General features: G+C 56.5%; 10 protein-coding genes. 8 read left to right on the forward strand and 2 right to left on the reverse strand.

The window, feature by feature from the left end:
- Positions 1-1,206 precede the first annotated feature (1,206 nt).
- The 7 genes from NFX52_RS28655 (at position 1,207) to NFX52_RS28685 (ending at position 6,344) form a co-directional block, all read left to right on the forward strand.
- The gene (locus NFX52_RS28655) at positions 1,207-1,536 is read left to right on the forward strand and encodes a TFIIB-type zinc ribbon-containing protein (RefSeq protein ID WP_082437590.1); all 330 of its coding nucleotides are present in this window, start codon (positions 1,207-1,209) and stop codon (positions 1,534-1,536) included.
- Between the two features lie 69 nt (positions 1,537-1,605).
- A complete protein-coding gene (locus NFX52_RS28660) occupies positions 1,606-2,523 on the forward strand; it encodes a cation diffusion facilitator family transporter (protein WP_055401317.1) in 918 nt (305 codons plus the stop codon).
- Positions 2,524-2,894: 371 nt separating this feature from the next.
- Positions 2,895-3,419 carry a signal peptidase II gene (lspA, locus tag NFX52_RS28665; RefSeq protein WP_082437591.1) on the forward strand — a complete coding sequence of 175 codons (525 nt, stop codon included), beginning with the start codon at positions 2,895-2,897 and terminating at the stop codon, positions 3,417-3,419.
- A complete protein-coding gene (locus NFX52_RS28670) occupies positions 3,416-3,850 on the forward strand; it encodes a disulfide bond formation protein B (protein WP_055401306.1) in 435 nt (144 codons plus the stop codon). Before lspA ends, NFX52_RS28670 begins: the two co-directional genes overlap by 4 nt.
- Entirely contained in the window at positions 3,850-4,509 is a 660-nt protein-coding gene (locus NFX52_RS28675) for a DsbA family protein (protein WP_055401307.1), read from the forward strand. The genes NFX52_RS28670 and NFX52_RS28675 overlap by 1 nt, the downstream gene beginning before the upstream one ends.
- A 997-nt stretch (positions 4,510-5,506) precedes the next feature.
- Positions 5,507-5,905, forward strand: a complete 399-nt coding sequence (locus NFX52_RS28680; RefSeq protein ID WP_055401309.1) for a YkvA family protein — start codon at positions 5,507-5,509, stop codon at positions 5,903-5,905.
- Positions 5,906-6,050: 145 nt separating this feature from the next.
- Positions 6,051-6,344, forward strand: a complete 294-nt coding sequence (locus NFX52_RS28685; protein ID WP_055401311.1) for a hypothetical protein — start codon at positions 6,051-6,053, stop codon at positions 6,342-6,344.
- A 10-nt stretch (positions 6,345-6,354) separates the two neighbouring features.
- On the opposite strand, the gene NFX52_RS28690 is transcribed toward NFX52_RS28685, so the two are convergent.
- Both NFX52_RS28690 and NFX52_RS28695 read right to left on the reverse strand, forming a co-directional pair.
- On the reverse strand, positions 6,355-6,684 hold the full coding sequence (locus NFX52_RS28690; protein WP_055401313.1) for a helix-turn-helix domain-containing protein: 330 nt from the start codon (positions 6,682-6,684) through the stop codon (positions 6,355-6,357).
- The gene (locus NFX52_RS28695; RefSeq protein WP_055401315.1) at positions 6,681-7,064 is read right to left on the reverse strand and encodes a type II toxin-antitoxin system RelE/ParE family toxin; all 384 of its coding nucleotides are present in this window, start codon (positions 7,062-7,064) and stop codon (positions 6,681-6,683) included. Before NFX52_RS28695 ends, NFX52_RS28690 begins: the two co-directional genes overlap by 4 nt.
- Before the next feature lie 290 nt (positions 7,065-7,354).
- Here NFX52_RS28695 and NFX52_RS28700 point away from each other — a divergent pair.
- A partial coding sequence (locus NFX52_RS28700; RefSeq protein WP_202907215.1) for a DNA-binding protein occupies positions 7,355-7,666 on the forward strand: 312 nt, incomplete at its 3' end.

Below are 7,666 nucleotides of genomic sequence, written 5' to 3' on the forward strand. Positions count from 1 at the left end.
GGTCTTGGGCGACTCGCAGCGGTCTCAGCCGAGTCGAAAAGGCAGACTCCGCCTCGCGCCGCCGCGAACGGCGCTGCGGGGTCGACGCAATAGACCCGCGCGGCTCAAGTCCGACGGCCTCCTAGGGAGTCTTGTACCGGCGAAGTCTGGACGACCGAGGGCGCGGATACTTCCACAGTCGGGATGTTGCGTTCCATGAATTTCTCCTCTGCAGTCGGATCGGCATATCGTCGTGGCCCAGACTCCTGGCCCTCAATATGCGGTGAATTCTAGCAGCGCCCGCACGGTGAGGACACCACCAATGCGCTGCCCACCTGCAGGCGAGCTATAGCGGAAGGCCGTGATTTTGTGAAGCTCTGGAAACAGACGCACGCCATTCAACTCGTATGGGTCACCCCGCAGGCGAATATTCTCAGCAGGCAGAGGTTGCACTGAGGGTCTGGGTCATGCGAGCAAGCAAGCGCACGCTGTTTTGAATGACACGCTTTGGGGCGCGAGCCGATAGATAGTGGATGATAGAGACAGTTAACCAACCTACGCAAAAAATCGGTACCTTCCGCCCTTCCTATGTGGACGCGCCAACGCCACTACAAAACTGGTTTCGGGTGCTTCAGCAGCGGCCCAAGAGTGTATTGAATGACTCCCGCAATGATGTGATGCTGCCGCCCCTCTGTTCTCCTGGACATGAAAAGGGCTGGTAATGCCAGCCCCTTTACGAAATGTCCAGCTGCAAGGTTGTTGTCTTGCAGCTTGGCGGCATGGACTATTTTTTGCCGCCAGTATCGCGATGGCCGTGCGGGTCAAGATCTCCCGGCTTATGACCATCATGCGGATGATGCACTCCTGGCTGCTCAACCAATGGAGGCGCACCCTTGTCCCGGTGACCGTGCTGATCGAGGTCGCCGGGCACATGGCCCTCGTGAGGGTGATGGGAGCCGGGTTGGGCGGTGGGTTGGGTGGGCATACTGATCTCCATTTGGTTGAAAACCTCAGGTTACTTCGAACAGTGAGCCATGCTGTAGGCGCGACAGCAAATACTTGGTAGCTCAAAAGTGTGTCTTCGTAGGCTACGGACTACAAAACGTCGCGGGGCCAAGATGCAATTGATCAATAGACATTAAGCTACATTCAATCTGGTACGCAATCGCGCGATGACGGGCCTGGGAACGGGACATAGTGTTCATCTAAAAACCTCTGGAGAAAGAAATGGAAGACATCGCAAACACAAGTGCCAAGGGCCAGGGGCATGGGCTTCTTTGTCCAACATGCAAAGTTGATTTGGTAATGAGCGAACGCCAGGGCATTGAGATTGACTACTGTCCTAAATGTCGGGGCGTTTGGCTTGATCGGGGCGAACTCGATAAAATCATCGAGCGCAACGCGAGCGAAGAGGTTCGCGGAGCGCAGACGCCGCAATCCGCGCCCCAGCCTTATCCGCCTCGAGGCTACTACGATGGAGGCCATCGTTCGGGGCATGACGGGGGACACGGTCGAGGCCGCGGGCACGGCTCCTTCCTCGGACGGCTTTTCGACTAAGCAAGGCTACGCTTGTCCCCCTGGGGGCTTTCGCAGCGCCGGCATTCATTACAAAATGGGGAGTTGACCTTGGGCTCAGGACATTCACGCGCGGCAAGTGCTGCGTCGGGGACCGCTGCAGGGCGACATAAGAGCAAGCTTGTAGTCGCTCTTGCGCTTACGACTACTTTCATGGCGGTCGAGATAGTCGGTGGCCTTTGGACGGGTAGCCTCGCGCTTCTAGCCGACGCTGCGCATATGCTGACCGACGCGGGCGGTCTTGCACTGGCGCTAATCGCTATCCGTTTTGCGGAGCGCCCCGCAACGCCACAGAAGACATATGGCTACGTTCGCATGGAGGTTCTTTCGGCGCTGACGAACGCGGTAGTTCTCCTGCTGTTGACGATCTATATCTTCTATGAGGCGTACAAGCGCTTTCAAAACCCCCCGGAAATTCTGGGTGGCCCTATGCTGGCGGTGGCGCTGGTCGGCCTCACGGTGAATCTGATCAGCATGAAACTCCTGTCCGCCGGATCTTCAGAGAGCCTGAATGTCAAGGGTGCTTACTTCGAGGTGCTCAGCGACATGTTGGGCTCGCTGGGCGTCATCGTAGCCGCAGGCGTCGTCATGGTCACCGGCTGGACGTTGGCCGATCCGATCATCGGCGCCGCCATCGGCCTTTTTATTATTCCGCGCACGTGGATATTGTTGAAGCAGGCAATCCACATCCTCATGGAAGGCACACCGCCCGAAGTCGATATCTCACTACTAGAGAGAAAGTTGCTGGACATTCCCGGCGTAACGGCTGTCCACGATCTTCATGTTTGGACGATAACGTCCGGTATTGACGCCATGAGTTGCCACCTCGTCTTGGCTGACATAAACCAGGCGCGGGCCACGCTACTGAGTGCAAATGACGCAATGAAGGTCGGCTTCGGTCTGACGCATGCGACGATCCAGATCGAGGATCAGAGCCTGCGTGAGGCTGAGGGCGAATTGAGGCTGTAGCGGAGCGGCCATGATTTCTGATATCTCGCGGAGAGCGAATTCCAGAGGTGGACCCTTTTAGGAGAGCGCGTCGCGGAGTTTGATCGGCCGCCCGGATACCTTACAAATTCTTAGGCGGAAAACTCCATAGCCAAATCAACAAGGCTAAGATAAAGGGCGAAATAAGCCGTGGAGCTTGCGGTTAGATTTGTCTGCGCGGCGCCGTACGGGGCCGGTCGCGATCTTCACATCGTGCCAGTTTTTCTGGCCGTCAACTTGAGCAGCTTGGCTCCGTAATGCAAAGGGACTGTCCGCCCGTGCTGCGCGAGCGTCGAATGATTAATACGCAGCCGGGTCGCCGCAGCCTCTGCATGAATTTTCGAACTGGACCTATGCCCAATATCAACCCGCCTTTCCCGGTCGACCCGCTCCAAAATTCGATCAGTCCGCGCTTGGCGGGCTACTGGATCGCTCTATTACTGCTTTTGACGGATCAAGCCTCCAAGTACTGGGTCCATGAACACACTCCTTACGGGTGGAGTCAATTCGTTACGGGCAACTTTAATCTGGTGCATGTCTGGAACTACGGCGCCGCTTTCAGCTTCCTGGCGGACGCGGGCGGTTGGCAGCGCTTCTTCTTTGGCGGTATCGCACTGGTCGTGTCTGTCTGGCTGGTCGTTATGTTGCGAAAGCCGCTCCCCAAGCTTGAGCTTGTGGGGTACGCGATGGTTCTCGGTGGCGCGCTGAGCAACGGTCTGGACCGCGCCTTGCGTGGCTATGTTGTGGACTTTCTCGATTTCCATGCATGGGGTTGGCACTGGCCGGCCTTTAACTTCGCGGACATGGGTATCGTCTGCGGCGCAGCGCTCGTGGTCTTCGCATCATGGAGTCACAAGCCGGCGGAGAAACCTGCATGACGGCTTCATCCCTTACCTCAGAGCGGCAATGGACATTGCTGACAGTGAGCTGGCTGGTGGCCCTCGTCTCCACGCTAGGTGCACTGTTTTTCAGCGAAGTCATGGACTTGGAGCCCTGCGTGCTCTGTTGGTACCAGCGCATCGCCATGTTTCCGTTGGTTCTGATACTTGGTGCAGGCGCCTACACGCAGGATGCCAGCAGCGTGAAGTACGCCTTTCCGCTGGCAATCGCCGGCTGGCTTGTCGCCTTCTACCACTGCCTACTCTACGGCGGGTTCATCCCGGCGACCCTGCAGCCCTGCGGCAAAGGTGTATCTTGCTCGGCACAAAAGCTGGAATTGGTCGGCTTCATCACCATCCCGCTTTTGTCGCTTATCGCCTTTTCCATCATCGTGCTGCTCCTGCTGGCAGCGAAGAAAGACACTAAATAATGACCAACAAACAGCTCACCATCATTCTTTGCGGGATCGTCGTCCTGCTCGGATTTGCGTTTGGCATATACGGGCACTTCAACAAAAAATCCGAGACGGCGGCCCGCCTTGCGCAAGAGAATAGTTCCGTTTTCAATCGCTCGCACGCGCCTACCTACGGCCCCCCAGAGGCCAAGGTCCGCATCGTCGAGTTTTTTGATCCAGCCTGCGAAACCTGCAGAGCCTTCTATCCCCTCGTCAAGCGCATCGTCGACAGCCACCAAGGAAAAGTGCAGCTCGTGGTACGCCTCGTTCCTCTCCACAAAGGCTCTGATGTCGCCGCAAAAATCCTCATCGCCGCGCATCAGCAGAAGCTGTTTTTTCCGGTGACGGAAGTGGTACTGAATTCCCAGGACGCCTGGGCCGCGCATGACAATCCGAATCCGGAGCGGATATGGACCTTTTTGAAGGGAACCAGCCTGGATGCCGCGAAGGCTAAGCAAGACGCCGGTTCACCGGAAGCCCAAGCTGTGCTTGACCAGGATATGGCGGACGCCAGCACTCTGCAAGTCACAAAGACGCCTGGGTTCTTTGTCAATGGGAGACCGTTGAAGGATTTCGGCCATGAGCAACTCAAGGCCCTCGTGGAGGAAGAAGTCAAACGGGTGTATGCCGAATGAAGCTGCTACTTACACATCTCCTGCTGGCCCCTATTTTAGTTGTCATAAGCGGTTGTGAGACCATTTATGAAGGCAAGTATGACTGGGATGCAGGTTGGCGCCCAGGCACGGTATTAGAAATTGGTTCAGCCGATAGCTTGATAAAGGAGCCTTTTCGCGATTGCCGTAAAGACCCACGCGTTGCGGAACTTAAGGCATCTACGTTTGCAGTTGTCTCCTACCCCTTTCTCAATCGTCCGAGGAAAGCCGTTGTACCTGTTCCCTCTGCAACGAGGTGGACCACCGGGAGCCCTGTGTATATCAACGTCACTGATTGCACAAGACCAATGGAGCCGCGAGTAATGCCCGCAGACCGTAGCCGCTAGGGAACGATCCGGTCCGTCAGCTTTGCATCAAATGAACGCGGATTGACCAACTTTTTTGCTTGAAGGCCTCGAAATGTTTAGTAGATTCCACGATTTGTCTGGTGTAACTCAGGGGGATCTGACCACATACTTTTTGTTGGGAGGCGCAACTGTTTTATCGCTTTACGCATTTCTTGGCTATTTGCGCTGGCGTGACAGAAAAAACATAAACAGAAGAAAGAAAGTGCGACGCGCAAACGAGGCCCATCCAAACGCTCGCGGTAACATTTTTTGCCCTAACACTTGTACGATACGGCACTTAGGCGTGTTTTATCGGCGAAGCCCCGCAATCCTTTCGATCAGAGGGCATTGGCGCAGCGGCGTGTCTAAGTAAGCGTCAATCGAGCAGGGTGCTTATTTGCGGCACCCTGTCTTTTAGGTTCTGTTGTCGAGACTGCATGCTTTTTTTCACCAGGGTAGGCGACCATGCCTAGATGCTGATGTGGCCCGATGCCTACTCGGATACTGGAGTTCACCAGCACCTTGTAAGCCAGCAGCAGCCATGAGGTTTTTATTTGGTCAATTGTTTGTGGGTCACTCGCTACGTTTGTAATGTGCCTTTGATCCAGTGATGACAACCGCCCAGGAAAGAAATGAAGATATTCGAGACCCTGCGCGACTGGGCCAAGAAATTGAAGCGCGATGGCGTGACCTTGTGGTTTGTCTGCAAGCACCCAGGAACGCCGTGGTACGCCAAGGCGCTCGGTGTCTTTGTGGTGGCTTATGCGCTAAGCCCGCTCGACCTGATCCCGGATTTCATTCCTGTGTTGGGTTATGTGGACGATGTGCTATTGCTGCCAGGTTTGATTTGGCTGGCGATCTGGCTCACTCCCGCACAGATCTTGGCCGAATGCCGCGTGCGAGGCGACGAATGGATCGCGCTTGAAGGAGCCAAACCTCGCAGCTGGTGGGGCGCAGCTATTATTCTTGCGCTGTGGGCGGCCATCGCCTGGATGCTCGGGTCCTGGTGGCTGGCATCGCGACAGGGCTAGCGACATCGGACGAGCGTGGTGAGCTCTTCAAAAGAGAACTCAAGCGTCGGGCGAACAACCCAGCGGAGGTGTTTGTTTCAGGTACAACAATGGCACGAGCGCGCCTCCGCTGATCATGCAGGCCTCTGTTCAAGAAAGAATCGCAATGAGTACCCGAACCAACAAGCGCCGGATTTACCAGCTGCTTCACAGCCATTTACACGGCAAATCCATATGGAGATCCGCGGAGGAACAAGCCTGGCTGGACGTGGCTCCCGTGGGGCGGGAATTTGGCAGCCCGGACTATGAACGCTTGCAAATCCTGGACCTTTATGTCGCGAGCCAGATGACAGGTGACGATGCCATGCAAGCACTCGGCTTAAAGAGCCTGGAGGATCTGCATCAGGTACTGGCAGCGAATCTGATTGTTCCACGCCAAGATTCCGCGGCAAAACGGTGACCCGGCGCGCTTAAGCAAACTGCAGCTCGATTTTGCCGGCGCGCCGCCGCACGGGGCCGACCACGATCTTCACGTCGTGGCCCAGCCGGGCCACCAGTTCGAGCAGCTTGGCCTCGCTGACGCCGCGGAACTGGCCGCATGTAATGCGTGACACCTTGGACTGGTCGATCCCCAGCAGGGTGGCCGCGTCTTCCTGCGTCAGGCGGCGTGCCTTAATCGCACGGGCAATCTCGCCGGCCAGCTGGGACTTGCGCTGCATCTCGCCCGCGTCGGTGTATCCCAGATCAGCATAGACGTTGGTGCTGCCTTCTTCGATGGTGATGTTCGCGTGGACATTCATTTCTTTGCTCCTTGCTGTGCCTGCCAAACTTCGAAATCCCGCTTCGCGGCCTTCAGGCGGATGTTAATCAAATCCATGTCCGGTTTCGGCGTCGCGATGCCGCTTTTGGACTTCTTCTGGAAGCAGTGCAGGACATAGACCCAGCCGGCGAACTTGACGGTGTAGACGGCCCGATAGGTGTCGCCCTGGTGGTCCTCGACCACCTCCAGCACGCCGGCCGAACCGAAACCCGTCATGACCTTGGCATCCTGGTGCTTGCCACCCGCCTGAGCTAGGTCGATGGCATGGCCAAAAACATCTTTGACGTCCTCCGGCATCGCATCCAGATCGCGCTTGGCGGAACTGACCCATTTGATGGGTTTGCGGGCTTGCTTCGACATCGCCTCAATTATGCCTATTTGGACATATTTCCGTCAACTCAGCCAGGGCCGACTTTTTGGCGGCAGTGAGATTTATTTTTCCGCGTAGGCATATAAGCGCGCTTATGGCGCCAAATGGGTCTTTGGCTACCGCCATACTGGCGCGACGGCTGAAACGACCCCAAACAGCCTCACACTGGATAATCTGCCATTATCCAATGTGATATTTACAAAGAATACCAACTTCTTGACCTCATAAATAGTATGCAATATCATGGTACATACTACGGTATGAAATAAAGAGGTAAGCCATGGCCAGAGCCGGAATCTACAAGTCTGAAGTGCTGCGCGCACGCGATAAATTGCTGGCCGCAGGGCGCAATCCGTCCATCGATGCGGTGCGCGAAGAGTTGGGCAGCGGCTCCAAAACCACGATCCACCGCTATTTGAAGGAGATCGAGGAAGAGGAAGGCGGGTCCGCCGGCACCCGTGTTGCCGTCAGCGAGGCGATCCAGGACTTGGTGGGCCGCCTAGCCGCCCGCGTCAACGAGGAAGCGGAAGAGCGGGTCACCGTGGCGCAGGCCAAGCACGCCGAGCAGGTGACCCAGCACCAGCAAGCCGCC

This window comes from Acidovorax facilis, from assembly GCF_023913775.1.
GTDB classification, from domain to species: domain Bacteria; phylum Pseudomonadota; class Gammaproteobacteria; order Burkholderiales; family Burkholderiaceae_C; genus Acidovorax; species Acidovorax facilis.